We start from the raw sequence: 25,663 nt of genomic DNA, 5'->3' as shown, positions 1-25,663 counted from the left end.
GATCGAGTTTGGTACGGTGGAGACGTCAATGAAGCTCATGGCTTTTCGGCGGATACCGCTTGTCGCGGTGCATGGAACGCTGATGGATGAGGATCGCAGGGCGATCTTCCCCGTGCTCACCGCAGCATCGTGCAAGCCCGAATACGCTCAGGCGGTGCGGGAACTCCTGTAGACCGAGACGCCAAGTTCCCTGATCTTCTTGCGCAAGGTGTTGCGGTTCAGACCGAGAAGATCGGCGGCTTTGATCTGGTTGCCGCGCGTCGCCGTCAGTGCGGCGAGGATCAGCGGATATTCCATTTCCGTCAGCACACGATCATAGAGGCCGGGCGGCGGCAGATTGTCCCCGAAGCCTGCGAAGTAGCTGCGCATATTCTCTTCGACGGCTTGCGCGATCGTCATCGAGCCGCTGCGGATCGGCCCCTTGTCGATCGGGCTGTCGGGCACGTCGGAGCGCAGTTCCGCATCGATGATCTCGCGGGTGATGACATCCTGCGGATAGAGCGCCATCAGACGGCGGATGAGGTTTTCCAGCTCGCGGACGTTGCCCGGCCAGGCATAGGCCTTCATCAGTTCCAGGGCTTCCTGATCGAAGCGCTTGGAGCCAAGACCTTCCTTTTCCGCCTGCTGGATGAAATGGCGCACCAGGTCGGGAATGTCCTCGGCGCGGTCGCGCAGCGGCGGCAGGCGCAGCGGCACGACGTTGAGGCGGTAATAGAGATCCTCGCGGAAGAGGCCCTGGTTGATCGCCTGCTTCAGGTCCTTGTTGGTGGCGGCGACGATGCGCACATCGGTGCGGATCGGCGTGCGGCCGCCGACGGTGGTATATTCGCCCTGCTGCAGGACGCGCAGTAGCCGTGTCTGGGCGTCCATCGGCATGTCGCCGATCTCGTCGAGGAAGAGCGTGCCGCCTTCGGCCTGCTCGAAGCGGCCGGTCGAGCGGGTCTGCGCGCCGGTGAAGGCGCCCTTCTCGTGGCCGAAGAGTTCGGATTCGATCAGGTCGCGCGGGATCGCCGCCATGTTGATTGCGACGAACGGGCCGTTGCGGCGCTTGCCGTAGTCGTGCAGCGCGCGGGCGACGAGTTCCTTGCCGGTGCCGGATTCGCCGGTGATCATCAGCGTCAGGTCAGTCTGCATCAGGCGGGCGAGCACGCGGTAGATTTCCTGCATCGCCGCCGACCGGCCGACGAGAGGCATGCCGTCCTGCATGTCGTCTTCAAGCTTGGCGGGCTTGCGCTTCGGCTCGGCGAGCGCCCGGCCGATGATGCCGATCAGTTCGGTGAGATCGAAGGGCTTCGGGAGATAGTCGTAAGCGCCCTTCTCCGAGGCCTTGATGGCGGTCATGAAGGTGTTCTGGGCGCTCATGACGAGGACGGGCAGGTCGGGCCGCGCCTTCTTGATGCGCGGCAGCAGATCGAAAGCGTTCTCGTCGGGCATCACCACATCGGTGACGACCAGATCGCCCTCGCCTGCCGAAATCCAGCGCCAGAGGGTAGCGGCGTTGGAGGTGATGCGAACGTCATAGCCGGCGCGGCTCAAGGCCTGGTTGAGCACGGTCCGGATGGCCGCATCATCATCTGCAACGAGGATCGTGGCTGTCATCGAGAAGGTCCTGTCGAGCTTGCTATAGAGGCGTCCTCGAGCGAGGCGTCCTTCGACGCCGGCATGAGAACGCGGAATGTCGTGCGGCTGTTCTGGCTGTCGCATTCGATGATGCCGCCGTGATCGCCGATGATCTTGGCGACCAGCGCCAGTCCGAGGCCGCTGCCGTTCGGCTTGGTGGTGATGAAGGGATCGAAGAGATGCGGCACCAGATCGAGTGGGACGCCGGGGCCGTTATCGTGGACGCAGAATTCCAGCGGCAGCGAGATCTTTTCGCGCGTGCCGGCAACCGAAAGACGGATGCCGGGGCGATAGGCCGTCGTCAGCATGATTTCGCCGTCCGGCCGATCGCCGACCGCTTCGGCGGCGTTTTTCACCAGATTGAGGAAGACCTGGACGAGCTGGTCGCGATTGGCATAGACGGCCGGCAGCGACGGGTCGTAACTCTCGGTGACGCGGATGTTGCGGGCAAAACCCGCCTTGGCGACGGCCTTCACATGATCGAGCACGGAATGAATGTTGACCGGCATGCGGTCGACAGGCCGTTCGTCGGAAAAGACTTCCATCCGATCGACCAGCGAGACGATGCGGTCGGTTTCGTCGCAGATCAGCCGGGTCAGCGCCCGATCGTCGTCGACCGCAGACTGTTCGAGCAACTGCGCCGCGCCGCGTATACCGGAGAGCGGGTTCTTGATCTCATGCGCCAGCATCGAGGCAAGGCCGGTCACCGAGCGGGCGGCGGCGCGATGCGTCAGCTGCCGGTCGATCTTGTCGGCCATCGAGCGTTCCTGGAAGACGATGACAACGGCGCCGGGTTCACTGAGCACCGGGGCGACATAGAGATCGACGAGCTTGTCCTGGCCAAGGCGGGGCGAACTCAGGTCGACGCGATATTCGTTGACCGGCGCCTTTCGCTCCCGCACCTGATCGATCAGGGCAAGCAGCGGGCTGCCGAAGGGAATGAAGGTCGAAATCCGGTAACGCGCCAGATGCGAGGCGCTGGCGCCGAAGAAGGCCTCCGCTTCCCAATTGGCGAAAACGACGAAGCCGGATTCGTCGACCATGACGACGGGGTTCTGGATAGCGTTCAGCACGGCCATGGCGACGGTTCCGCCGGCGTGATCGGACGGAGATGTCATATCCTTCGTCATGCCGCCTCCCGGCTGTCGACAATACTTGCCGCAAGCGCATCGTAAAGGCGCGCGGCCACCTCGCGCGGGTCGCGCGAGGTCATGATCTCCGCCTTTTCAGCGCCTGACAGATCAGGCGCGAAACGCTGGAGATACCAGCCAAGGTGCTTGCGGGCGTGGCGGATCGCCACCGCTTCGCCGTAGAAATCCAGCATCATCCGGTAATGCTCTACGGCGATCTCGGCGATCTTCAGGGATTGCGGTGCGGGCGCACCTGATATGGTGCCGGCATGCCACGGCCTGCCCTGGCAGCCCCTGCCGATCATCACGGCATCGGCGCCGGAGCGGCGCAAAATTTCCTGCGCATCGCCTGCGGTTTCGACATCGCCATTGGCGATCAGCGGAATGGAGATCACCTCGCGGACGGCGCGTATCGCGTCCCAATCGGCCCGGCCTTCATAGAATTGCATGCGGGTGCGCCCATGAATGGTCACAAGCTGGATGCCGGCGGCCTCGGCGCGGCGCGCAATGTCAGGCGCATTGATGGAATTCTCGTCCCAGCCGAGGCGCATCTTCAACGTCACCGGAATGTCGACCGCCTTGACCGTCGCCTCGATGAGACCGAGCGCATGATCGGGATCGCGCATCAGCGCCGAGCCGGAATAACCGCCAATCACCTTCTTTGCCGGACAGCCCATGTTGATGTCGATGATATCGGCGCCGTGATCGGCGGCGATCTTGGCGGCCTCCGCCATCCAATGCGCCTCGCGCCCGGCAAGCTGCACCATATGCGGCCGGAAGCCAGCAGCCCGCAGCCGCGACCAGGATTCGGCCGTGTCATTGACCAGCTCCCGGCTCGCCACCATTTCGGTGACGACGAGGCCGGCGCCGAAGCGCCACGCAAGCTCGCGGAAGGGCATATCCGTGACGCCGGACATCGGCGCCAGCACAACGCGGTTCCGCACGGACACGGGTCCGATTCGGAAAGGCGCTGCGAGGTCCTTGGAAATCAAATGATTATCTTTCGGGCACACAATAGAACTGCATTATTTTTAGCCATTATTCCCTAGCTTGCCAAGGGGGCTGCGATGGGAATTGATATTTTTCGGGCAGATGCTGGAAAAGGCCAAAGCAAGACGTTAGAGCACTCGGGTCAATTCCGCATATTTTAGGGGATTTATGCTGCAAATGCCTTCAAAGCAACCGATATCGGCTGGAATTGTCATCGTGGCCGCCGGCCGTGGCGAGCGCGCGGGATCTTCCACGGAAGGCCCCAAGCAGTATCGCATGATCGGCGGCAAGCCTGTTATCGTGCATACGCTTGAAAACTTCATGACATGGGAAGCGGCAACCCAGATCGTCGTCGTCATTCATCCCGATGACGAGGCGCTGTTTGCAAGAGCCTTCCGCCACATCATCTCGGCAACGCCGATCGAAACGGTACATGGCGGCGCCACCCGGCAGCAATCCGTGCTTGCCGGCCTCAGATACCTCAAGGACAAGCAAATCAGCCACGTTCTGATCCACGATGCCGTGCGGCCGTTCTTCGATCATGTGCTTCTGGACCGCATTGCCGAGAGCCTTGACGCCGGCGCACAGGCGGTCCTGCCGGCGATCCCGGTCACCGATACCCTGAAACGCGCCGACAGCGCCGGCACCGTGCTGACGACGGTTTCACGCGAGCATCTCTACGCGGCGCAGACGCCGCAATCCTTCGCCTTCGAAACGATCCTCGAGGCGCATGAGAAGGCGGCGGCGAGCGGACGAAGGGACTTCACCGACGATGCCTCGATCGCCGAATGGCTGGGCATTCCGGTGACGATCGTGGAGGGCACCGCCGACAACGTCAAACTGACGGTCAAGAACGATATCGCCATGGCCGACGACAAGCTGTCGACTTCGCTGCTTCCGGACGTGCGCACCGGCAACGGCTACGACGTGCACCAGCTCGTAGCCGGCGATGGCGTGACACTTTGCGGCGTGTTCATTCCGCATGATCAGAAGCTGAAAGGTCACTCGGATGCCGACGTCGCGCTGCATGCGCTGACGGACGCGTTGCTCGCCACCTGCGGCGCCGGCGATATCGGCGATCATTTCCCGCCGTCCGATCCGCAATGGAAGGGCGCGCCTTCGCGGATCTTCATCGAGCATGCCGCCCGGATCGTGCGCGAGCGCGGCGGCACGATCATGAATGCCGACGTCTCGCTGATCGCCGAGGCGCCGAAGGTCGGCCCGCATCGCCAAGCCATGCGGACAAAACTATCGGACTATCTCGGCATCGATATCGAGCGCTGCTCGGTCAAGGCAACGACCAATGAGACGATCGGCTTCGTCGGCCGGCGCGAAGGCATCGCGGCGATCGCGACTGCCACCGTTGTCTATCGCGGAAGGAAATGATGAGCCTTTTTCCTCAGGATATAATTTCGATGGCGGAAGCGATCATCCGCGACTTCACGGCTGCCGGGCTGATGGTCTCGACCGCCGAATCCTGCACCGGCGGGCTGATCGCCGGGGCGCTGACGGACATATCGGGCTCCTCCGCCGTCGTCGATCGCGGCTTCGTCACCTATACGAATACCGCGAAGATCGAGATGCTCGGCGTGCAGGCGGAAACGCTGCTGCGCCTCGGGGCGGTCTCCGAGGAAACGGCGCGGCAGATGGTGCATGGCGCCCTCTTCCGCTCTCGCGCCGAGATCGCCGTTGCCGTCACCGGCATTGCCGGCCCCGGCGGCGGATCGGCGGAAAAGCCGGTCGGCCTCGTGCATCTCGCCGCCAAATCGCGCGCCGGCGCGCTCATCCATCGGAAAATGCTCTATGGCGATATCGGCCGCAGCGAGGTTCGGCTGGCGACGATTAGGACGGCGCTGGAGATGGTGCGCTCGCTCCTTGCCGCCTGACGCGGGTTCGTTCATCAAGCCGGCGTGTAGATCCTGTTTGCCCTGGTCTCGAAGGCTTCGGTGAACATGCGGAAGGCGCGGTCGAACATCGAGCCCATCAACGCGCCGAGAATGCGGCTCTTGAACTCGTAGTCGATGAAGAAATCGACGGTGCAGCCGCCGGACGGCGTCTCGGCGAAGTGCCAGCGATTGTCGAGATATTTGAACGGGCCATCGATATATTTGACCTCGATGACGTGCTCGGCCCGATTCAGCAGCACCTGCGTCGTGAAGGTCTCGCGGATCGCCTTATAGCCGACCGTCATGTCGGCGACGAGCAGGATCTTACCGTCGCGCTCCTTGCGGCTTCGGATGGCCAGCGCTTCGCAGAGCGGCAGGAATTCCGGATAGCGCTCGACATCGGCGACGAGGTCGAACATCTGGTCGGGCGTGTGCGGTACGGGACGGTGCGTTTCGAATTGCGGCATAGGCGGCAATTAATCGGGCCGGCCGAGAAGATCAAGAAGCTCGCGCATCTGGCGGCGGGATTTTAGCTGAAGAACCGGCACGTCAGGGCCATGTGCGGCGATGCCAGCGACGAGCCGCGGCGCAAACTTCTCCTCGAAGGTCCAGATGAAGCGGAGGAATTCCCAATCGACCTTCTCGATACAGCCCGGCGCCATTTCGGGGCGAGTGCGGCCGATCCATTTCGCCCACCGGCTGATTCACCCCAGATACAGAGAAGCCGCGGCATGCGGACCCAGAGGACGAGATCGGTGCACGGCAGCCGAATGTCCAGGGATGACGGGTTCGTCCCGTCCATGATCCAGCGTTCTTCGAGAATCCGGCTGGCGATGATATTTCTCTGCTCGACCCTGTCGCGCACCACCCAGCCGGGAAGCCAAAATACGTCGCGATCGAGCGAAATGTAGGAAAGCCCGAAGCGCTTGGCAATCTTCAGCGATAGCGTGGATTTGCCGCCGCCCGAGCAACCCATGACGAGGATGCGGCGGGCTGTGCGAATATGCTCCGCAGCCTGTTCGAGATCGGTGATCTGCTGACGCGGCGGCAAGTCTACTCTCTGATCCATCATGCAACCCCCTCGAGCCAGACGTGCGTTTCGCCGGCGCGACTCAAGCGCTAAGAGCGGCGAACCGGTTAGCTGCTTTGCGCGATCTTATGTTGACGGTGGAATTTGCAAGCCCGTAATCCTGAAGTGCTACCTCGATCAGAGGTGCGGCATCACGCTCGAAATTCCAGATATAGGCAAGCGCGTCCAGCGAGAGGCGTTCGGGGCAGCCGGCAGGCAGTTCGGGACGGTTGCGCCCAAAATAACGGAATGTTCTCGAGACCGCGCCGTACAGGCATGCATATCTGGGCAGCCGAAGCCAAATGACGGCGTCTGCGCGCGGCAGGCGAAGACGGAAGGAGCTGAGGCCGGTCCCATCCATGATCCAGCGTTGTTCCGCCACCGCCTTGACGATCCGGCGGTCGATCTCGTCGCGCGGTCTCTTTCTCCAGCCCGGTTGCCAGTAGAAGTCGCGGTCCATGGAGATGTAGTCAAGGTCGAGCATTCGCGCGAGCCGCTTTGCGAGCGTGCTCTTGCCGCTGCCGGGGCAGCCGATCACCAGGATACGGTTGGCTTCGATCAGCGGCGATTTCAATCCGGAGGTGATGTTCATCGTCGGCCTCCCAAAGAAAAACCACGGCGAAAATCGCCGCGGTTCAATCAAAAAGCAAGTGCCGGATGTTACTTGGCTGCCATCAACAGCCTCTTTTCGCGCGTCGCTCTCAGCCGGGCTAAATCGTCCACAGGCGGACATGCACCCAGGCGGGCCGTCAGTTGTAGCACAGCTGAATTTTCGAACCTGACCACGCAACGTGCCGTATCAAATATGAACCGAAGGCTGTTGCGTCTCCCTCGCCATGGTGAGCCAATAGAAATAAAACGAGAATCCCATACAATGCTCTTTATATCCCGTCGATACTCAATTTATTGAAATAGTATAATTATGAATAATCTAGAACATATCCAATAATATCTCTTGCCCGCTCCCTATTCACAACATATACATTGCCGAAAATTATAGGTGCGGCACGAATGAGCTTCCTGACAGAGCATTTTATCAGAAACGCACAAGATATACTTTCGGTCGGGAGCATACCGTTAGACTCGAAATTTCTACGGGCTGAGTTTTTGTCCGACCACCGATTGAAGAGCAGGCAATTCCTCTGCGATTTGTTCCCCAAGGGTGGTGTCGGCGCCGAGTTTGGCGTGTTCACCGGATTGTTCTCGACCATTCTGCTTGACCGGGCCAAACCGAAGTCCGCCTATTTCGTCGACCCTTGGTGGTTGATTTTCGGAAATTTCTATCCGGACTGGGGCATCTATACCGCCAATGGCCGGTTATCGACGAGCCGCGCCCACGATGTGGCCTCGCGACGTATCAAAAGGTCTGCGCAAGGCGCAAACGTATCGGTCCATGTCGACTATTCGGTGCCTTTCCTAGAGCAGCTTCCCGACGACCATCTCGACTGGGTCTATCTGGATTCTTCGCACTCTTATGATGGCACGGTCGAGGAGCTCAAAGTGCTGAAGCGTAAAGTCAAATCGGGCGGTATCATTGCCGGCGACGATTGGCACGACGCTCTCGATCATGCCCATAGTGGCGTCGCGGTCGCCGTTCGCGAAGCCGTCGGCGCTGGCGCGTTCGAGATGATCGGCAGTTATCCCGCGTTGCAATGGGCGATCCGACGGCCCTAAGCTGACATTGCAGTTGCATTTTTGATTTGCTGGACACTTGGCGAAGGCCGCTCGCTCGCGAGAGCCGCCAGCGTGCTTCTCGCCGCTGCCGGGACAGCCGATCACCAGGATACGGTGGTTCGATGAGCGTCGATTTCAAGCCGCAGGTGATGTTCATCATCGACTGCCCAAAGAAAAACCGCGACGAAAATCGCCGCGGTTCAATCAAAAGGCAAATGCCGGATGTTACTCGGCCGCCATCAACAGCTTCTTCTCACGCGCTGCTCTCAGCCGGGCAAAGTCGTCGCCGGCATGGTGAGAAGAGCGTGTCAGCGGGCTGGAGGCGACCATCAGGAAGCCCTTGCTGTAGGCGACGGTCTCATAAGACTTGAACTCGTCGGGGGTGACGAAGCTTTCGACCTTGTGGTGCTTGCGGGTCGGCTGCAGGTACTGGCCGATCGTCAGGAAGTCGACATCGGCTGTGCGCAGATCGTCCATCAGCTGCAGGACTTCGTTTCGCTCTTCGCCAAGACCGACCATGATGCCCGATTTGGTGAACATGGTGGGATCCAGTTCCTTCACCCGCTGCAGCAGGCGAACGGAATGGAAGTAACGGGCGCCGGGGCGAACGGTCAGATAGTTGCCGGGCACCGTTTCCATATTATGGTTGAAGACGTCGGGCTTGGCGGCAACGACGCGTTCCAGCGCACCCGGCTTCTTCAGGAAGTCGGGCGTCAGGATCTCGATCGTCGTCATCGGCGAAGCGGCACGGATCGCCCAGATCACCTTTTCGAAGTGTTCGGCGCCGCCGTCCTCCAGGTCGTCACGGTCGACCGAGGTGATGACGACGTGGGATAGGCCCATCTCCTTGACCGCCTTGGCGACATTCTCCGGCTCGGCCATGTCGAGCGCATTCGGCTTGCCGGTGGCGACGTTGCAGAAGGCGCAGGCGCGGGTACAGATCTCGCCCATGATCATGAAGGTCGCGTGCTTCTTGTCCCAGCACTCGCCGATATTCGGGCAGCCGGCCTCCTCGCAGACCGTGACGAGCTTGTGCTCCTTCACGATCGCGCGCGTCTCGGCATAACCCTTGGAGGTCGGCGCCTTGACGCGAATCCAGTCCGGCTTGCGCATGACTTCCGTATCAGGCCGATGCGCCTTCTCGGGATGCCGCACGCGCTTGGCGTCGGGATTGATCGTATCGAGGATCGTCACCATTGCAGTTTCAGCTTTCTACCGCCCCTATGCGGCAAATCATCTAAAGAGCATCGCGTCAAATCGGATTAATGCGACGCTCTTTAAGTCTTTGTTTTATGCAAGTCGTTATCCCAAAACCGCTGCACACTTTTGGGCGACATGCATTAGCGCCGCACCAGCCGCGCAAGGAATATCAACAGGCAGGCGCCGAGGAAACCCGTCACGAAGTAACCGAGCCGTCCGCCGACCACCTCGACATGGAACTGCGCAAGGACAGCGCTTGCGACGACCGAACCGACGATGCCGAGCACGATGTTCAGGAAAATCCCGTATCGCGCTTCCATCAGCTTGCCGGCGAGCCAGCCCGCAAGCCCGCCGATGATGATTGCCGAAATCCAGCCGACGCTTTCCATACCCTGCCCTCAGTTCCGCCTCAAGCGACCGCTCTGGCGATCAGAACCACGATGATGGCGCCGACGGTGGCGTGGATGATCTGCACGACCAGCGCATTTTCAATGCCCAGCGAAATGCCGAGCGCGCTGAACAGATAACCGCCGACAAAGGCGCCGATGATGCCGCTCAGCAGGCATCTTATCAGCCCGCCGCCACCGACGACCAGGCTTGCGAGGAAGCCTGCAACCAGGCCGATCAGCAAAAATACCAGCAACGCCTGCGTCTCCATAGACATGATGATTTCCTTTCGTTTTTTCCACCCCAGCGGAGTGGCTTTCCACTCCTGGGGGATGGCCCACCCCGAGGGGATGGATTCTCCACCCCGGGATAAAGGGCAGCTTCGGAAATTCTCAAGCGTTCAGCACACGGCCGTAAGCATCGAGCACCGCTTCCTTCATCGTTTCGGACACGGTCGGATGCGGGAAGATGGTGTGCATCAGCTCTTCCTCGGTCGTTTCGAGGTTCATCGCGACGACGAAGCCCTGAATGAGTTCGGTGACTTCGGCGCCGACCATGTGGGCGCCGAGCAGCTCACCGGTCTTCTTGTCGAAGATCACCTTCACCATGCCCTGGTCTTCGCCGAGCGCGATCGCCTTGCCGTTCGCTGCGAAGGAGAAGCGGCCGACGCGGATGTCGCGGCCCAGTTCCTTGGCTTTGGCTTCGGTGATGCCGACGGAGGCGACCTGCGGGTTGCAATAGGTGCAGCCCGGGACCTTGCCCTTGTCGGTCGGATGGACATTCGGCAGGCCTGCAATCTTTTCGACGCAGACGACGCCCTCATGCTCTGCCTTGTGCGCCAGCATCGGCGGGCCGGCGACATCGCCGATCGCATAGATGCCGGCGACATTGGTCTTGCCGTAACCATCGATGACGACGCAGCCGCGGTCTGTCTTGACGCCGAGTGCCTCGAGACCGAGGTTTTCGATATTGCCCTGAACGCCGACGGCCGAAATCAGCCGGTCGGCAGTGATCTGCTGCACCTTGCCATCGGCCGTCTCGACATGGGCGGTAACGCTGTTCGTGGCCTTGTCGACCTTCGAGACCTTGGCGCTGGTGAAGATCTTGAGGCCGCGCTTTTCAAGCTGCTTGCGGGCGATCGCCGTTATCTCGGCATCCTCGACCGGCATGATGGTCGGCATGACTTCGACGACGGTCACATCGACGCCCATCGAGCGATAGAAGCTGGCGAATTCGATGCCGATCGCGCCGGAGCCCATAACGATCAGCGACTTCGGCAGCACATTCGGCTTCAGCGCCTCGAAATAGGTCCAGATCAGCTTGCCGTCCGGCTCGATGCCGGGCAGCGCGCGCGGGCGGGCGCCGGTGGCGATGATGATGTGCTTGGCGGTATAGGTGCCTTCGCCGCTCTTGACGTTCTTCGGCAGCGGATGCTGCGGCTCGACGACCGGCTTCGACGACTTGCCGACGACGATCTCGCCGGGCTTGGTGATCTTCGCCTCGCCCCAGATGATGTCGATCTTGTTCTTCTTCATCAGGAAGCCGACGCCGGCATTCAGTCGGGCGGAGACGGCGCGCGAGCGGCCGACGACGGCTTTGGCATCCGGCTTGACCGTGCCTTCGAGAACGAGGCCGTAATCCTTGAAGTGATTGGCGTGGTCAAGCACCTCGGCCGAGCGCAGCAGCGCCTTGGTCGGGATGCAGCCCCAGTTCAGGCAGATGCCGCCCATATGCTCGCGCTCGACGATCGCGGTCTTGAGGCCGAGCTGGCTGGCACGAATGGCGGCGACATAGCCGCCGGGACCCGAGCCGATGATGATGACGTCGTAGGATTCAGCCATGTGTTTCCTGCCTTTGTTACGCTGCGCTGCGGGTCATGAGCACCCACGCGTGTCTCTTGCTGTTTTCGAAGAGCGGCACGGCATCGGCGCGCGCAGCCTCCAGGAATCCGTTTCTTCCATAAAGCGACAAAGCCGCTTCGTTGTCGCTTGCGGTGATCAGGCTGACGGGCCTCCGATCGGCCCTTTCGATCTGATCGTCCAGCAGCCTGCGTCCGATGCCGATGCCGCGCAGATGGCGATAGACGCCGAGACTGCCGATGAACCAGCTTCCTACAACCGCTTTCTGCAAGGCGAGCATCGGTGCGGTTGCCGGAATCGTCGCCTCGATATCGCCTATCCCCTCACCCAGCGCATGGCCGATCGCCACACCCGCGACCTCGCCATAGGCCTCGGCGATGACGGCATCCCGCCAGCCGCCGACAGCTTTCTCCTGGCTCATCTTCAGCCGCCCCCGCTCCAGCGGCGTGTCGCTCACGCCGTTTTCCATATCGGCAAACCAGAGCCAGGAGGCAAAACCGCGCGATGCGATATCCGCCAGAATCGCCAGCTCCGAGGCATCCCGCCGTGAGGCCTGCCGGAGGGCGATGAAGGAGGCCATGGTCAGATCCCCAGCATCATCCGCACGATCGATTCCAGCCCGCGTCCGAGCGCACGCGTATTGTCCGCATCAAGGTGAATGCCATCGATCGGTGTGGTCTTGGCAACGGAATTGCCGTCGAAGAAGCCACAACCGAGTTCGTCGGCAAGATCACGATAAAGCGTTGCAAGCTTTGCCGATTCCTCGATACCGCCGGGAAAGGATGCTGCGAAGGGCACATTGCCCGTCGCGCGGATCGCCGGCGGCGCCACGATCAGAATCTCCGGCCCATCGAATTCGAAGGGCCAGGCATGATTGCGGATCAGCCGCACGAGCCGGCTGATGCCCTGGCATGCGGCAAAGGCGGAGCCTGCCACAACCGGCTTCATGTCATTGGTGCCGAGCAGAAGGATGACGAGGTCGAGCGGCGCATGCGTCTGCAGGATCGTCGGCAGAATGCGCGCACCGTTGCGGTCGCAATCGGCGAGATGGTCGTCGAAAGCGGTGGTGCGACCGTTCAGGCCTTCGGCAATGACGCGGGCCTCACTGCCGAGCGCTGCCTGAAGCACGCTCGGCCAGCGATTCTTGTAGTCATGACGGCCGATCGTCTCGGCGTCATAACCCCAGGTCAGCGAGTCACCATAGCAAAGAACGGTCTTGGTCATTTCCGCCTCCGTGCCGCTATCAGACAAGCATGCCCATCGGGTTCTCGATGTAGCCCTTGAAGGCCTGGAGCAGCTCGGCGCCGAGCGCGCCGTCGACGCAGCGATGGTCGGTCGAGAGCGTGACGGACATCACGGTGGCAATCGTCATTTCGCCCTTCTTGACGACAACCCGCTGTTCGCCGGCGCCGACCGCGAGGATCGTCGCATGCGGCGGGTTGACGACGGCTGCGAAGTTCTTCACGCCCATCATGCCCATGTTCGAGACCGAACTGGTGCCGCCCTGATATTCCTCAGGCTTCAGCTTGCGGTCCTTGGCCCGCTTGCCGAGATCGCGCATCTCGTTGGAGATCGTCGACAGGGTCTTTTCCTCGGCCTTGCGGATGATCGGGGTGATCAGGCCGCCGGGGATCGAGACAGCAACGCCGACATCGGCGTGCTTGTGCTTGACCATGTTGCTCTCGGTCCAGGAGACATTGGCATCCGGAACGTCGCGCAGCGCCAGCGCCATGGCCTTGATGACCATGTCGTTGACCGAGAGCTTGTAGGCCGGAGCGTTGTCCTTGCGCGGAGCCGCATCGTTCAGCTGGGCACGCAGCGCCAGCAATGCATCGAGCTCGCAATCGACGCTGACGTAGAAATGCGGGATCGTCTGCTTGGATTCGACCAGGCGCCTGGCGATCGTCTTGCGCATGCCGTCATGCGGAACGAGCTCGTAGGAGCCCGGTTCGAAGAGCTTGAGCACGGCTTCTTCGGACGCGCCTTTCGGCGCGGCGGCCGGAGCCGGAGCTGCGGAGGCTTGCGGAGCGGAAGCAGCAGCGGCAGGGGCTGCGGCCTTGGCGCCACCACCGGCAACGGCGGCTTCGATGTCGCTCTTGACGACGCGGCCGTGCGGGCCGGAGCCTGCGACTGCCGAAAGGTCGATACCGGCTTCCTTGGCCAACCTGCGGGCAAGCGGCGAAGAGAAGGTGCGGCTGCCATCAGATGAAGCCGAGGCGGTTGCGGCAGCGGGCGCGGGCGCCGCAGCCGGAGTAGACTGGGCCGGAGCCGCTGCAGCCTCGGCCTTCGGCGCGGCTGCCCCGTCAGCTTTCGGTGCCGGAGCGGCGGAACCCGCACTGCTTGCGGCAGCAGAGACATCCTCGCCATCGGCGGCGAGAACCGCAATCAGCGCATTGACCTTGACGCCTTCGGTGCCGGCGGCAACGACGAGCTTGGCGACCGTGCCTTCATCGACGGCTTCGACTTCCATCGTCGCCTTGTCGGTCTCGATCTCGGCGATCACATCGCCAGACTTGACCTTGTCGCCTTCCTTGACCAGCCATTTGGAAAGATTGCCTTCCTCCATGGTCGGAGAGAGGGCGGGCATCGTGATATTGATCGGCATCGAAACACCCTCCCCTTATTTGTAGCAAACAGCCTTCACCGCATCGACCACTTCGCCGACGTTCGGAAGGGCGAGCTTTTCGAGATTGGCGGCGTAAGGCATCGGAACGTCCTTGCCTGCGATCGTCAGGATCGGCGCATCGAGATAATCGAAGGCCTGCTGCATGACGCGAGTGGCGATTTCGGTGCCGACGGAGGACTGCGGATAACCTTCCTCGACGGTGACGAGACGGCCGGTCTTCTTCACCGATTCGATGACAGTCGGTAGGTCCATCGGGCGGATGGTGCGAAGGTCGATCAGTTCGACGTCGATGCCGAGCTTTTCGAGTTCGGCGACAGCCTTGGTCGCATAGCTCATGCCGATGCCGAAGGAGACCACGGTGACGTCCTTGCCCGGACGATGGATGCGGGCCTTGCCGATCGGCAGAACGAAATTGTCGAGCTTCGGCACATCGAAGTGCTGGCCGTAGAGAATTTCGTTTTCGAGGAAGATGACCGGGTTCGGATCGCGGATCGCAGCCTTCAGCAGGCCCTTGGCGTCGGATGCCGTATAGGGCATGACGACCTTCAGGCCGGGGATTGCGCTGTACCAGGCTGCATAATCCTGGCTGTGCTGGGCGCCGACGCGAGCCGCAGCACCATTCGGGCCGCGGAAGACGATCGGAGCACCCATCTGGCCGCCGGACATATAGAGCGTCTTGGCGGCGGAGTTGATGATCTGGTCGATCGCCTGCATGGCGAAGTTGAAGGTCATGAATTCGACGATCGGCCGAAGACCGGCCATTGCGGCACCGACGCCGACGCCGGCAAAGCCATGCTCGGTAATCGGTGTATCGACGACGCGGCGGGGGCCGAATTCCTGCAGCAGCCCCTGCGTGACCTTGTAAGCGCCCTGGTATTCGGCGACTTCCTCGCCCATGACGAAGACGTTTTCGTCGGCGCGCATTTCTTCGGCCATGGCGTCGCGGAGCGCTTCGCGCACGGTGGTCGACACCATTTCGGTGCCGGCCGGGATTTCGGGGTCATTCGGAACGACAGCCTTCGGCTCGGCCGGAAGCGGTGCGGAGGCAGAACCGGTGTTGGTCGGCTTCTCTTCCTGGGCAACCGCAGGCGCTGCCGCGGCCGCCGGCTTGGCGGCGGAAATGTCCGAAGCGGATTCGCCGTCCTGCAGCAGCACGGCGATCTTGGTATTGACCTTGACGCCTTCGGTGCCGGCATCGACGAGCAGCTTGCCGATGATCCCTTCATCGACGGCTTCGACTTCCATCGTCGCCTTGTCGGTTTCGATTTCGGCAATCACGTCGCCGGAGGTGACTTTGTCACCTTCCTGCTTCAGCCATTTGGACAGTGTGCCTTCTTCCATGGTCGGAGAGAGGGCGGGCATGAGGATATCGATAGGCATGGGTTCCCTCCCCGATTAGAGCAGAATGTCGGTATAGAGCTCGGATGCATCCGGCTCCGGATCGGCCTGGGCGAAATCGGCGCTGTCGGCGACGATGTCGCGGACATCCTTGTCGATCGCCTTCAGATCGTCTTCGGAAGCCCAGCCCTTTTCGACGAGGCGTGCCTTCACCTGTTCGATCGGGTCATGCTCGGAGCGCATCTTCTGCACTTCGTCCTTGGAGCGATACTTCGCCGGGTCGGACATGGAGTGACCGCGATAACGATAGGTCAGCATTTCGAGAATGATCGGGCCCTTGCCGGAACGGCAATGTTCGAGCGCCTCGTCGGCCGCAGCCTTGACGGCGCGGACGTCCATGCCATCGACCTGAATGCCGGGGATGCCAAAGCCGGATCCGCGAAGCGAGTAGTTCGACTGTGCGGTGGCGCGCGCGGTCGACGTACCCATGGCGTAACGGTTGTTCTCGACGATATAGACGATCGGCAGCTTCCAGAGAGCAGCCATGTTGAAGCTCTCGTAGACCTGGCCCTGGTTGGCAGCGCCGTCGCCGAAATAGGCGATGGAGACATTATCGTTGCCGCGGTAGCGGTTTGCGAAGGCAAGACCCGTTCCAAGCGAGACCTGGGCACCGACGATGCCGTGACCGCCATAGAAATGCTTCTCCTTCGAGAACATGTGCATCGAGCCGCCCTTGCCGTGGGAATAGCCGCTGCGACGCCCGGTCAGTTCCGCCATGACGCCGCGCGCTTCCATGCCGGTTGCCAGCATGTGGCCATGGTCGCGATAGGCGGTGATGACCTGGTCGCCTTCCTTCTGCGCCATCTGCATGCCGACGACGACAGCTTCCTGACCGATGTAGAGGTGACAAAAGCCGCCGATGAAGCCCATGCCGTAAAGCTGACCGGCCTTCTCCTCGAAGCGGCGGATCAGCAGCATCTCGCGATAGGCCTTGAGCTCTTCATTGCGATCGAAGTCGGCTACAGGACCTCCATTCGATGCTTTGGCTGCCGGTTTTGCTGCAGTTTTGCGGCTGGAAACGGTCGCGGTCTTTCGCGGCGCCATTCAACCCTCCCTATGGGTTTGTCGTTTCTTGGTCGCGCGTACCATAGGGAAGAAATATGACCGCAGCAATGCCATAATTGCATGGCTCGTATTCGGCGCTAAATTATTGGAAAAGCTATGAAAATTCCAATTAACCTGTTTCCGGTTAATTGGAATAGTGGTTGAATATGACGATCTCGTCCGCGCGCGACATATTGAGCTGATAACGCGCTTTTTCGTCCAACATATCCTTGTCGAGCGAGCCGTCACTGAGGAGCGCGACCTGATTTTCCAGATGTTCGCGCTTCGCCTTCAAGACTGCAAGCTCTTTTTCACGCGCAACACGCTGATGCTCGAACGACTCCGTTGCGCGCAGGCCGTAATCGCCATGAATGCAATGATAACCGAAATAGGAGAGGAAGGCGACCGTCATGGCCGGAATGACGAAGCGACCGATCTTTCTCTTCTTATGATGCTTTGTCCACATACACGCATGCTCTTGAACGCATTACCAATTCGTTCAATCTAACGCGCAGAGATTAACCGTTCGTTGACTCTAAAAACCGCGCAATAAAAAACCCGCGCCGGCAAGGCGCGGGTCAAACCATTGGAAATCAGATCCGATCAGCCGCGAATGATCGAGCGGCCGGCATACTGGGCCTGCGGGCCGAGGCCCTCTTCGATGCGGATCAGCTGGTTGTACTTGGCAAGACGGTCGGAACGCGACAGCGAGCCGGTCTTGATCTGACCGCAGTTGGTGGCGACCGCGAGATCGGCGATGGTCGAATCTTCGGTCTCTCCGGAGCGGTGGGACATGACGGCGGTGTAAGCCGCCTTGTGCGCCGTGTTGACGGCATCGAGCGTTTCCGTCAGCGAGCCGATCTGGTTGACCTTGACGAGGATCGAGTTGGCGACGCCCATGCGGATGCCGTCGCGAAGACGGGCGGAGTTGGTAACGAAGAGATCGTCGCCGACGAGCTGGGTCTTCTTGCCGGCCAGGTCGGTCAGCGTCTTCCAGCCGTCCCAGTCGTCTTCGGCCATGCCGTCCTCGATCGAGATGATCGGATACTTGGCGGCGAGTTCGGCCAGATATTCGGCCATGGCGCCCGATTCCAGCGTGCGGCCTTCACCTTCGAGAACGTATTTGCCGTCCTTGAAGAATTCGGTTGAGGCGCAGTCGAGGCCGAGGTAGATGTCCTCGCCCGGCTTGTAGCCGGCTTTCTCGATCGACTTGACGATGAAGTCGAGGGCTTCCGAAGCGCTCTTCAGACCCGGTGCGAAACCGCCTTCGTCGCCGACATTGGTGTTATGGCCCTGCGCGGCAAGTTCCTTGCGCAGCGTATGGAAGACTTCCGACCCCATGCGCACGGCTTCGGCGATCGAATCGGCGCCGACCGGCAGGATCATGAACTCCTGGAAATCGATCGGATTGTCGGCATGGGCGCCGCCGTTGATGATGTTCATCATCGGTACCGGCAGCAGGCTGGCGGAAGCGCCGCCGACATAACGGTAGAGCGGCAGGCCGGACGCCTGGGCGGCAGCCTTGGCGACGGCGAGCGACACGCCGAGGATGGCGTTGGCGCCGAGGCGCGACTTGTTCGGCGTGCCGTCCAGCTCGATCATGATGTTGTCGATCTGGATCTGGTTCTCGGCGTCGATGCCACCGATCGCGTCGAAGATCTCGGTGTTGGCGGCTTCCACCGCTTTTTCGACACCCTTGCCCAGGTAGCGCTTGCCGCCGTCGCGCAGCTCGACCGCCTCATGCGCACCCGTCGAGGCGCCCGAGGGAACGGCCGCGCGGCCCATGCTGCCATCTTCGAGATAGACATCGACTTCGACGGTGGGGTTGCCACGGCTATCGAGAATCTCGCGGGCAATGATATCGGTGATTGCAGTCATGGGTTCTTCCTGCTCGGTGGGTGATAAGTCGGTTCGAAACCTGTCTTAGTCGAAGGCGTGCAAATTACAATGCTGCAATTTCCAGCCTTCGAACCAGCGTTCGGATCTCGCCTAAAGCGCGTCGCGATCTTTCAGATTCGCTTGCCACGCTTTAGGTCTTTGGCTTTCCGCATGTCGTTGTCGCAAAACCGCTGCACACTTTTTCGCGACATGCCTATAGCACGATCATGTCAGGCTGTTGAACGTCAAGCCTTGGCGACCGCATCGAAGGCAAGCAGCTTTTCAAGCAGCCGCGGCATGTCCTTGAGATAGACCATGTTGGGGCCGTCCGAAGGTGCATTGTCGGGGTCCTGGTGGGTTTCGACGAAGACGCCGGCAATACCGGCAGCCACTGCTGCGCGCGCCAGTGTTTCCACGAATTCCCGCTGACCGCCGGAGGAATCGCCCTGCCCGCCCGGCTGCGCCACGGAATGGGTGGCATCGAAGATAACGGGCGCGCCCATAGCCGCCATGATCGGCAGCGAACGCATGTCGGAAACCAGCGTATTATAACCGAAGGAGGCGCCGCGCTCGCACAGCAGCACGTTCGGATTGCCGCTGGCATTGAGCTTCCTCAGGACGTTCTTCATGTCCCAGGGAGCGAGGAACTGGCCCTTCTTGACATTGACGACGCGGCCGGTCTTGGCGGCGGCGATGAGAAGGTCGGTCTGTCGGCAAAGGAAGGCCGGGATCTGCAGGACGTCGACGACCTTTGCCACCTCGGCGCATTGCTCGGCGGTATGAACGTCGGTCAGGACAGGAAAGCCGAATTCCTTCTTGAGGTCGGCAAAGACCTCCATGCCCTTTTCGATTCCGATGCCGCGTTCAGCCGAGAGCGAGGTGCGGTTCGCCTTGTCGAAGGAGCTCTTGTAGACGAGGCCGATGCCGAGCTTTCCGCAAAGCTCTTTCAGCGTACCGGCAACCATAAAGGCGTGGTCGCGGCTCTCCATCTGGCAGGGACCGGCAATCAGCGACAGGCGGCCGGTATTGGAAAAGGTGACCTGGCCTTGGCCTTCGCCGATCTTGACTTCGGAATTCGTCTCAGTGCTCATCGTGTCTCCTCGAAGGCGAAGAGCGTGCCCTGCCCGGGCGCGGGCTTCACCAGAATGCGATTGTTCTTGCGCGTGTATGTCACCCCGTTAGCAGCCAAATGCGCTTCTGTCACGGCAAGATCAGCGACAATGAAGAGGATTGCCCGGCCACGCAGGCCGCGATCGGCGGATGAGCCTGCGATCTCGAAATAGGCTTCCAGCCCTTCCGGCGTCATCAGGCTGATTTTCACGTTCGACGCCGCGACATTGACGCCGAAACCGGTTTTCTCGACTGCCGCTTGCGCCACGGCAAGGCCGACGAAGGCGGCGAAAGCGGCGGCATCAGGCGCGCAGAGCGCGATCTCGGCAATGCCGGTGACGCCATTGGCATGCGTTTCCAGCGCGCCGCGGTCGGCCGGCAGCGGATTGACGCGCTCGACGCTGAAAAGGAAGAGATCGGGCGCGCGCAAGTCGCCGGCAAAGGCCAGCTTGAAACCGGCAATGCTCTCGGAACCGTCCGGCATCGTCATCGGCCGGGTGAACTGCAGCATCTCGCCGGCGCTCGATCCGTTGCCGACGAAGTTCTGATGATCGATGCTGGCATCCTTACTACCGAAGGCAAGCCCCGAAAGTCCCTCCTCGCCGCAGCGGAAGCGGAAGGCCCGGTTGCGGGCGGTGAAGACATTGCCTAGGCGCGCCGATGCCTCGCTCTCCTCGACACTCGCAATCCCCAGCGGTTCCAGATAGGTCTTGTCAGCAAAAAAGACGCAGGCGTTTTCCGTTCCGAAGCGATGGCGTGCATCGGCGGCAACGGTGAAGCCGAGCTTGCCGAGCCTCTCGCGCGCCAGATCGATATTGACGACGGGCAGCACGACATGATCCAGCGGGTGCGGTTTGGCGGAATGCTCGTTCATGATATCCCTCCTGGAAACGGCAAGAGATGTGCGACGGCGCGCCCCTCAATGCAAGAGATGTGTCCCAATCCGGCGAATGAAAATAAAAATCTCAACGAGTTGGCACCAAGTTTTACGGAAATTTAGCTACTTGCGGAACACATATGGAACATATAGTGTCTGTTCTGGATTTGTTTCAATCACGAGGTCACAACGTCGATGCTCACGCGCAAACAACAGGAGCTTCTCCTTTTCATTCATGAGCGCATGAAGGAATCCGGCGTTCCGCCATCTTTCGACGAAATGAAGGATGCCCTGGACCTCGCCTCCAAGTCCGGGATTCACCGGCTGATTACGGCGCTCGAGGAACGTGGCTTCATTCGCCGCCTACCGAATCGCGCCCGCGCGCTCGAGGTCATCAAGCTTCCGGAAGCCTACAGCCCCAGCATTCAGCCCCGGCGCGGCTTTTCGCCGAGCGTCATCGAGGGCAGCCTTGGCAAGCCGCAGCCGGTCGCTAATCCTGCTCCCGCAAAACCCGTCGCCGACAACGGCAACTCGGTCTCCGTGCCGGTCATGGGCCGTATCGCCGCCGGCGTTCCGATCTCGGCGATCCAGAACAACACCCACGACATCGTCGTTCCTGCCGACATGCTCGGTTCCGGTGAACATTATGCGCTGGAGGTCAAAGGCGATTCGATGATCGACGCCGGCATTTTCGACGGCGACACCGTGATCATTCGCAACGGCAGCACCGCAAGCCCTGGCGACATCGTCGTTGCTCTCGTCGACGACGAGGAAGCGACACTCAAGCGCTTCCGCCGCAAGGGCGCCTCGATCGCACTGGAAGCGGCCAACCCGGCCTACGAGACCCGGATTTTCGGGCCGGATCGCGTCAAGGTTCAGGGCAAGCTCGTCGGCCTCATTCGCCGCTATCACTGACATCAGGCAGTCCGGATTCGGCAAAACTGTTGCTGCGCCAATCATAGGCGCGATGCCGCATCCACGGCCGCGACAATGCATCGAATGCGGTTGCGACCTCCAGGCCGGCGTCGGCGAAGCGCAACTCGACGGAACCGGTCCTGCGCAGCGTTTCGCCGGTGAAGAGCGTCGCCCCTGAGCGGCAGCTGTTGAAGCGCAGTCGGACCGACGTCACGACGATATCGGCCGCATCGCATGCCGGACCGAGATAGGCGGCGTTATCGATGACAGCAACCACATGACCATTGCCAAGCCTTGATGTGCACCAGGCCTTCTTGACGCAGGAAAAGCGGTTTGCTTCACCACCAGCTGCAGCCGCCCGCATCGCCGACCTTGCTTCGTTCTGCTGATCGCGGGAAAGCCTGACGCGGCGGTCTTCTCCCTCCGGCGGGATAGCAGGACCCTCCAGCATCTTCGGCGGGTGATGCGTCGGCAGGACCAGCGCTCTCTGCCACTGGTCGAAGATGAAATCCGGCGGTCTTTCACGGTTGGACGCCATGGCCGCCGCCTCGACGATTGCGACGAGACCACCATCCTCCGAAATCACCAGATCCGGCGGCCGGGGAGCCGGCAGAAGCAGCAGGATGAGCGTCGAGACCACGATGATCGATGTGCCGATATGGCGCAGCCGGGTGCGGAGCAGCGTCAGCAGCAGAAAGCCTGCGACGGCTATCGCGAAATACCAGGCGGGCAAGCGGCCGATGCCGATATCGCCACCCCAGCCGGACACCGTCTTTGCGACAGCGATCACCAGATCGAGGCCGAATCCGACGACCTTCCAAGGCAAAACGTCCAGACCGAAAGGCATGAGCAGCATCGCCAGCAGGCCAGCCGGCATGATGATGAAGGAGATGATCGGCATCGTCGCGAGGTTTGCCGGCAGGCCGTAGGCGGTCAGGCGATGAAAATGCTCGATGGAAAACAGCGCGGTGGAAAAGCCGCCGATCAGCGAGGTCAGAAAGACGCCGCCGAAGAAACCCGCAACCGTAACGATGGGCCGAAACACCGGCAGCTTCAGGAAGGCGTTTTCGCGGACGCGCCGGTCCTTCCACAGCTGATAGCCCGATACCAGCGCCAAGGTCGCGGCAAAGGACATCTGGAAGCTCGGACCCAAGACCTCGGACGGTGAAATGGCGAGGATGACAAGCGCAGAGAGAGCGACATTGCGCAGGCTGATCGACGGCCGGTCGAAGAAGACGGCAATCAACATGATGGCCATCATGATGAATGCGCGTTCGGCCGAGACCGCAAAGCCGGAAATCAGGAAATAGGCGGTGACGGCGATGAGCGCGCCGGCAGCAGCAATCTTCTTGGTCGGATAGGCCTGGGCGACGCCGGGAAAGAGGCTGAGCAGCATCCGGAAACCGACGAAGAAGATGCCGGCAGACAGTGCCATGTTGAGGCCGGAGATGGCGATGATATGAGCCAGACCGGACTGGCGCAGCGCCTCCGTCGTCTCATTCGAGATTGCGCGCCGCTCGTCCGTCACCAGAGCAGCGGCGAAAGCGCCGGTGTCGCCGGGCAGGATCGACCTTATGCGGTCACCGATACCGCTGCGCAGCCGGTAGAGTCCTTCGAGCAGCGCTTCCGTTGTCGATCTGGCCGCCTGCGGACCTGCCTGCAAATCGACCTTTGTCGGCGCACCGTAGAAGAAGCCGTTGGCGCCGATGCCATCGAAATAAGCACCGAAGGAGAAGTCGTTGAGCTCAGGAAGCGCTGGACCTGCCGGCGGCGTCAGCCGTGCCCTGCCGGTGATAATGTCACCGATCTCGAAGGGCACATCCGCGCCGCGGGCGATCGCGGTTATGCGCCCCGGCGGCCGCTTCACCTCCGGTGCCTCAGTGTCGGTGACGGCAAGAATATAGCGCCACCGCCCGCGACCATCGCCTTCGCGCCGCTCGACACGGCCGGTCACCGTCGTCGTCACGGCGGAATCGAGGATCACGGTCGAGGCCCGCCGGCTCTCGAGCTGCGCAGACACCACGCCGCAGGCCACAAGCGCAAGCGCCAGCAGCGTTGCCCGCAATGCCGCCCGGCTGCGGCTGGCGATGAGAACCGCGACGATCAGCACCAATAGGCAGAGCAGCGATGCTACCAGCGGGAAGTCCGATGCCGCTAGAAACCAGAAGGCTGAGCCGGCGCCGAGGAAGACCGGCGAGAACAGCAGCAGACGGCCGTGGTCCGCCTCTTCGCCCAGTATGCGCATGCCGGCACGCAGTGATTGCGAGGCTGCTGCCGGCAACCGGTGGCGCCACGGTGTCGCCGACTGCGTCCTTGCCGGCCGCGTCACCACGACAGGCGAAGAAAAACCGGCGGAGTCGGCAAGGCCGGCGCCTGCTTCCGGCCGCAATTCGACTGTCGTCAACTCCTGCATGTGCCGCCCAAGGTCATCCGCCCAGGCAGGCAGAATGCAACCACCAATCAAATCCGGCAAGAATAATCGATTGAAAAGTGAGGGAAAATTGAAAGAGCCAAAAGAGCAGTCGAATCATCGGCTTCCGATATGCACGCGGCTCATCGCTGCAGTGCCTAAAAGGTGATACTGCAATGCACAAAATGCCATCACGGTAACTTGGCATTAGCCTCGCGATCATATAGCTATCGGTGAGGACGCTTAACCCCTATGGCGCTTTTATGGCGCCACCGCCATTTCGGAGGATCAGCATGACGGATCAAAGCGCTACAATAAAAATCGGTGACAAATCAGTCGACCTTGCCGTTAAAAGCGGCACGATCGGCCCGAGCGTCATCGATATCGGTGCCCTCTACAAGAACACGGCTTCCTTCACCTACGATCCGGGTTTCACGTCGACTGCATCCTGTGAATCGAAAATCACCTACATCGACGGCGACGAAGGTGTCCTGCTGCATCGCGGCTATCCGATCGAGCAGCTCGCCGAACATGGCGACTTCCTCGAGGTCTGCTACCTCTTGCTTTACGGCGAACTGCCGACCACCGTGCAGAAGAAGGATTTCGATTATCGCGTCACGCACCACACCATGGTGCACGAGCAGATGAGCCGCTTCTTTACCGGCTTCCGCCGCGATGCGCATCCTATGGCCGTCATGTGCGGCTGCGTCGGCGCGCTGTCGGCCTTCTACCACGACTCCACAGACATCACCGATCCGCACCAGCGCATGGTCGCCAGCCTGCGCATGATCGCCAAGATGCCGACGCTTGCCGCCATGGCCTACAAGTACCATATCGGCCAGCCCTTCGTTTACCCGAAGAACGACCTCGACTACGCCTCGAACTTCCTGCGCATGTGTTTTGCCGTGCCGTGCGAGGAATATGTGGTCAATCCAGTGCTTGCCCGCGCCATGGACCGCATCTTCATCCTGCATGCCGATCATGAGCAGAACGCCTCGACCTCGACCGTCCGTCTCGCCGGTTCGTCGGGCGCCAACCCGTTCGCCTGCATCGCCGCCGGCATCGCCTGCCTCTGGGGCCCCGCGCATGGCGGCGCCAACGAAGCAGCGCTCAACATGCTGAATGAGATCGGCTCGGTCGACCACATTCCGGAATATATCGCCCGCGCCAAAGACAAGAACGATCCGTTCCGCCTGATGGGCTTCGGTCACCGCGTCTACAAGAACTACGATCCGCGCGCCAAGATCATGCAGAAGACGACGCATGAAGTGCTCGGCGAACTCGGCATCAAGGATGATCCGTTGCTCGAAGTGGCGATGGAGCTGGAGCGCATCGCGCTCACCGACGAATATTTCATCGAAAAGAAGCTCTATCCGAACATCGACTTCTATTCCGGCATCACGCTGAAGGCGCTGGGCTTCCCCACGACCATGTTCACCGTGCTCTTCGCTCTCGCCCGCACCGTCGGCTGGATCGCGCAGTGGAACGAGATGATCGAGGATCCGGAACAGCGCATCGGCCGTCCGCGCCAGCTCTATGTCGGCGAACCGAAGCGCGACTACATTCCGGTTTCGAAGCGCTGATCGCTTC

Annotated in this window: 25 protein-coding genes and 1 pseudogene; 6 read left to right on the top strand and 20 right to left on the bottom strand. The window is 61.3% G+C overall.

The annotated features are described in order from the left end of the window. Positions 1–28: 28 nt before the first annotated feature. A complete protein-coding gene (locus ELH03_RS37340; RefSeq protein ID WP_165420518.1) occupies positions 29–172 on the top strand; it encodes a hypothetical protein in 144 nt (47 codons plus the stop codon). Here the strand turns inward: ELH03_RS37340 and ntrC are convergent. From ntrC to dusB, 3 genes are read right to left on the bottom strand one after another with little or no spacing between them, the layout of a single operon-like run. Further along, positions 148–1,599, bottom strand: coding sequence for a nitrogen regulation protein NR(I) (gene ntrC / locus ELH03_RS08830; protein ID WP_017964172.1), 1,452 nt, complete (start codon positions 1,597–1,599; stop codon positions 148–150). The genes ELH03_RS37340 and ntrC overlap by 25 nt on opposite strands. After that, positions 1,596–2,750, bottom strand: a complete 1,155-nt coding sequence (locus ELH03_RS08825; protein WP_033182557.1) for a two-component system sensor histidine kinase NtrB — start codon at positions 2,748–2,750, stop codon at positions 1,596–1,598. Before ELH03_RS08825 ends, ntrC begins: the two co-directional genes overlap by 4 nt. Further along, positions 2,747–3,763 (bottom strand): tRNA dihydrouridine synthase DusB, encoded by a 1,017-nt coding sequence (dusB, locus tag ELH03_RS08820; RefSeq protein ID WP_197727733.1) that lies wholly within the window; start codon positions 3,761–3,763, stop codon positions 2,747–2,749. The genes ELH03_RS08825 and dusB overlap by 4 nt, the downstream gene beginning before the upstream one ends. 145 nt (positions 3,764–3,908) lie before the next feature. Between dusB and ELH03_RS08815 the strand changes: the two genes are divergently transcribed. Further along, a complete protein-coding gene (locus ELH03_RS08815; RefSeq protein WP_128404109.1) occupies positions 3,909–5,126 on the top strand; it encodes a bifunctional 2-C-methyl-D-erythritol 4-phosphate cytidylyltransferase/2-C-methyl-D-erythritol 2,4-cyclodiphosphate synthase in 1,218 nt (405 codons plus the stop codon). Beyond that, positions 5,123–5,626 (top strand): CinA family protein, encoded by a 504-nt coding sequence (locus ELH03_RS08810; protein ID WP_197727732.1) that lies wholly within the window; start codon positions 5,123–5,125, stop codon positions 5,624–5,626. The genes ELH03_RS08815 and ELH03_RS08810 overlap by 4 nt, the downstream gene beginning before the upstream one ends. 14 nt (positions 5,627–5,640) lie before the next feature. On the opposite strand, the gene ELH03_RS08805 is transcribed toward ELH03_RS08810, so the two are convergent. The 3 genes and pseudogenes from ELH03_RS08805 to ELH03_RS08795 form a co-directional block, all read right to left on the bottom strand. Beyond that, positions 5,641–6,093: a type II toxin-antitoxin system RatA family toxin gene (locus tag ELH03_RS08805; RefSeq protein ID WP_128404107.1), complete on the bottom strand. Its 453-nt coding sequence runs from the start codon at positions 6,091–6,093 to the stop codon at positions 5,641–5,643. 9 nt (positions 6,094–6,102) lie between these two features. Then, positions 6,103–6,698, bottom strand: a pseudogene (locus ELH03_RS08800) (P-loop NTPase family protein). Between the two features lie 40 nt (positions 6,699–6,738). Continuing rightward, the gene (locus ELH03_RS08795) at positions 6,739–7,287 is read right to left on the bottom strand and encodes an AAA family ATPase (RefSeq protein ID WP_130766235.1); all 549 of its coding nucleotides are present in this window, start codon (positions 7,285–7,287) and stop codon (positions 6,739–6,741) included. A 419-nt stretch (positions 7,288–7,706) separates the two neighbouring features. On the opposite strand from ELH03_RS08795, the gene ELH03_RS08790 reads away from it, so the two are divergent. After that, positions 7,707–8,369: a class I SAM-dependent methyltransferase gene (locus ELH03_RS08790; RefSeq protein ID WP_003559119.1), complete on the top strand. Its 663-nt coding sequence runs from the start codon at positions 7,707–7,709 to the stop codon at positions 8,367–8,369. Between the two features lie 225 nt (positions 8,370–8,594). On the opposite strand, the gene lipA is transcribed toward ELH03_RS08790, so the two are convergent. The 13 genes from lipA to ELH03_RS08725 all read right to left on the bottom strand — a co-directional run bounded on the left by lipA (position 8,595) and on the right by ELH03_RS08725 (position 20,745). Further along, the gene (lipA, locus tag ELH03_RS08785; protein WP_003559117.1) at positions 8,595–9,566 is read right to left on the bottom strand and encodes a lipoyl synthase; all 972 of its coding nucleotides are present in this window, start codon (positions 9,564–9,566) and stop codon (positions 8,595–8,597) included. Between the two features lie 143 nt (positions 9,567–9,709). Then, complete coding sequence (locus ELH03_RS08780; protein WP_012757333.1) at positions 9,710–9,958, bottom strand: GlsB/YeaQ/YmgE family stress response membrane protein; 249 nt, start codon at positions 9,956–9,958, stop codon at positions 9,710–9,712. 20 nt (positions 9,959–9,978) lie between these two features. Next, entirely contained in the window at positions 9,979–10,233 is a 255-nt protein-coding gene (locus tag ELH03_RS08775) for a GlsB/YeaQ/YmgE family stress response membrane protein (RefSeq protein WP_003539329.1), read from the bottom strand. A gap of 115 nt (positions 10,234–10,348) precedes the next feature. Continuing rightward, positions 10,349–11,797 (bottom strand): dihydrolipoyl dehydrogenase, encoded by a 1,449-nt coding sequence (gene lpdA, locus ELH03_RS08770; protein WP_130766234.1) that lies wholly within the window; start codon positions 11,795–11,797, stop codon positions 10,349–10,351. A gap of 16 nt (positions 11,798–11,813) precedes the next feature. Next, positions 11,814–12,395, bottom strand: a complete 582-nt coding sequence (locus ELH03_RS08765; RefSeq protein WP_130766233.1) for a GNAT family N-acetyltransferase — start codon at positions 12,393–12,395, stop codon at positions 11,814–11,816. Positions 12,396–12,397: 2 nt separating this feature from the next. Continuing rightward, entirely contained in the window at positions 12,398–13,039 is a 642-nt protein-coding gene (locus ELH03_RS08760; protein ID WP_128404102.1) for an SGNH/GDSL hydrolase family protein, read from the bottom strand. A 19-nt stretch (positions 13,040–13,058) separates the two neighbouring features. Next, positions 13,059–14,420, bottom strand: coding sequence for a pyruvate dehydrogenase complex dihydrolipoamide acetyltransferase (locus tag ELH03_RS08755; RefSeq protein WP_130766232.1), 1,362 nt, complete (start codon positions 14,418–14,420; stop codon positions 13,059–13,061). Between the two features lie 15 nt (positions 14,421–14,435). After that, positions 14,436–15,821, bottom strand: coding sequence for a pyruvate dehydrogenase complex E1 component subunit beta (locus tag ELH03_RS08750; RefSeq protein WP_128409893.1), 1,386 nt, complete (start codon positions 15,819–15,821; stop codon positions 14,436–14,438). Positions 15,822–15,836: 15 nt separating this feature from the next. After that, on the bottom strand, positions 15,837–16,883 hold the full coding sequence (gene pdhA, locus ELH03_RS08745; protein WP_003559100.1) for a pyruvate dehydrogenase (acetyl-transferring) E1 component subunit alpha: 1,047 nt from the start codon (positions 16,881–16,883) through the stop codon (positions 15,837–15,839). A gap of 145 nt (positions 16,884–17,028) precedes the next feature. Next, positions 17,029–17,349, bottom strand: a complete 321-nt coding sequence (locus tag ELH03_RS08740) for an FtsB family cell division protein (protein WP_128404099.1) — start codon at positions 17,347–17,349, stop codon at positions 17,029–17,031. 137 nt (positions 17,350–17,486) lie between these two features. After that, positions 17,487–18,761: a phosphopyruvate hydratase gene (gene eno / locus ELH03_RS08735; protein ID WP_105005891.1), complete on the bottom strand. Its 1,275-nt coding sequence runs from the start codon at positions 18,759–18,761 to the stop codon at positions 17,487–17,489. Between the two features lie 245 nt (positions 18,762–19,006). Further along, on the bottom strand, positions 19,007–19,852 hold the full coding sequence (gene kdsA, locus ELH03_RS08730) for a 3-deoxy-8-phosphooctulonate synthase (RefSeq protein ID WP_128404097.1): 846 nt from the start codon (positions 19,850–19,852) through the stop codon (positions 19,007–19,009). Continuing rightward, a complete protein-coding gene (locus tag ELH03_RS08725; RefSeq protein WP_130766231.1) occupies positions 19,849–20,745 on the bottom strand; it encodes a VOC family protein in 897 nt (298 codons plus the stop codon). Before ELH03_RS08725 ends, kdsA begins: the two co-directional genes overlap by 4 nt. Positions 20,746–20,943: 198 nt before the next feature. On the opposite strand from ELH03_RS08725, the gene lexA reads away from it, so the two are divergent. After that, a complete protein-coding gene (gene lexA, locus ELH03_RS08720) occupies positions 20,944–21,663 on the top strand; it encodes a transcriptional repressor LexA (RefSeq protein ID WP_027684831.1) in 720 nt (239 codons plus the stop codon). Here the strand turns inward: lexA and ELH03_RS08715 are convergent. Beyond that, positions 21,644–24,076 carry a ComEC/Rec2 family competence protein gene (locus ELH03_RS08715; RefSeq protein ID WP_130766230.1) on the bottom strand — a complete coding sequence of 811 codons (2,433 nt, stop codon included), beginning with the start codon at positions 24,074–24,076 and terminating at the stop codon, positions 21,644–21,646. The genes lexA and ELH03_RS08715 overlap by 20 nt on opposite strands. Before the next feature lie 290 nt (positions 24,077–24,366). Here ELH03_RS08715 and gltA point away from each other — a divergent pair, with 290 nt between their 5' ends. Next, entirely contained in the window at positions 24,367–25,656 is a 1,290-nt protein-coding gene (gltA, locus tag ELH03_RS08710) for a citrate synthase (RefSeq protein WP_018241898.1), read from the top strand. Positions 25,657–25,663: the final 7 nt, after the last annotated feature.

The sequence above is a fragment of the Rhizobium beringeri genome (genome assembly GCF_004306515.1).
Classification (GTDB): Bacteria; Pseudomonadota; Alphaproteobacteria; order Rhizobiales; family Rhizobiaceae; genus Rhizobium; species Rhizobium beringeri.
Note: the sequence above shows the minus strand (reverse complement) of the source record. Positions and strands in the feature narration are given on the sequence as shown.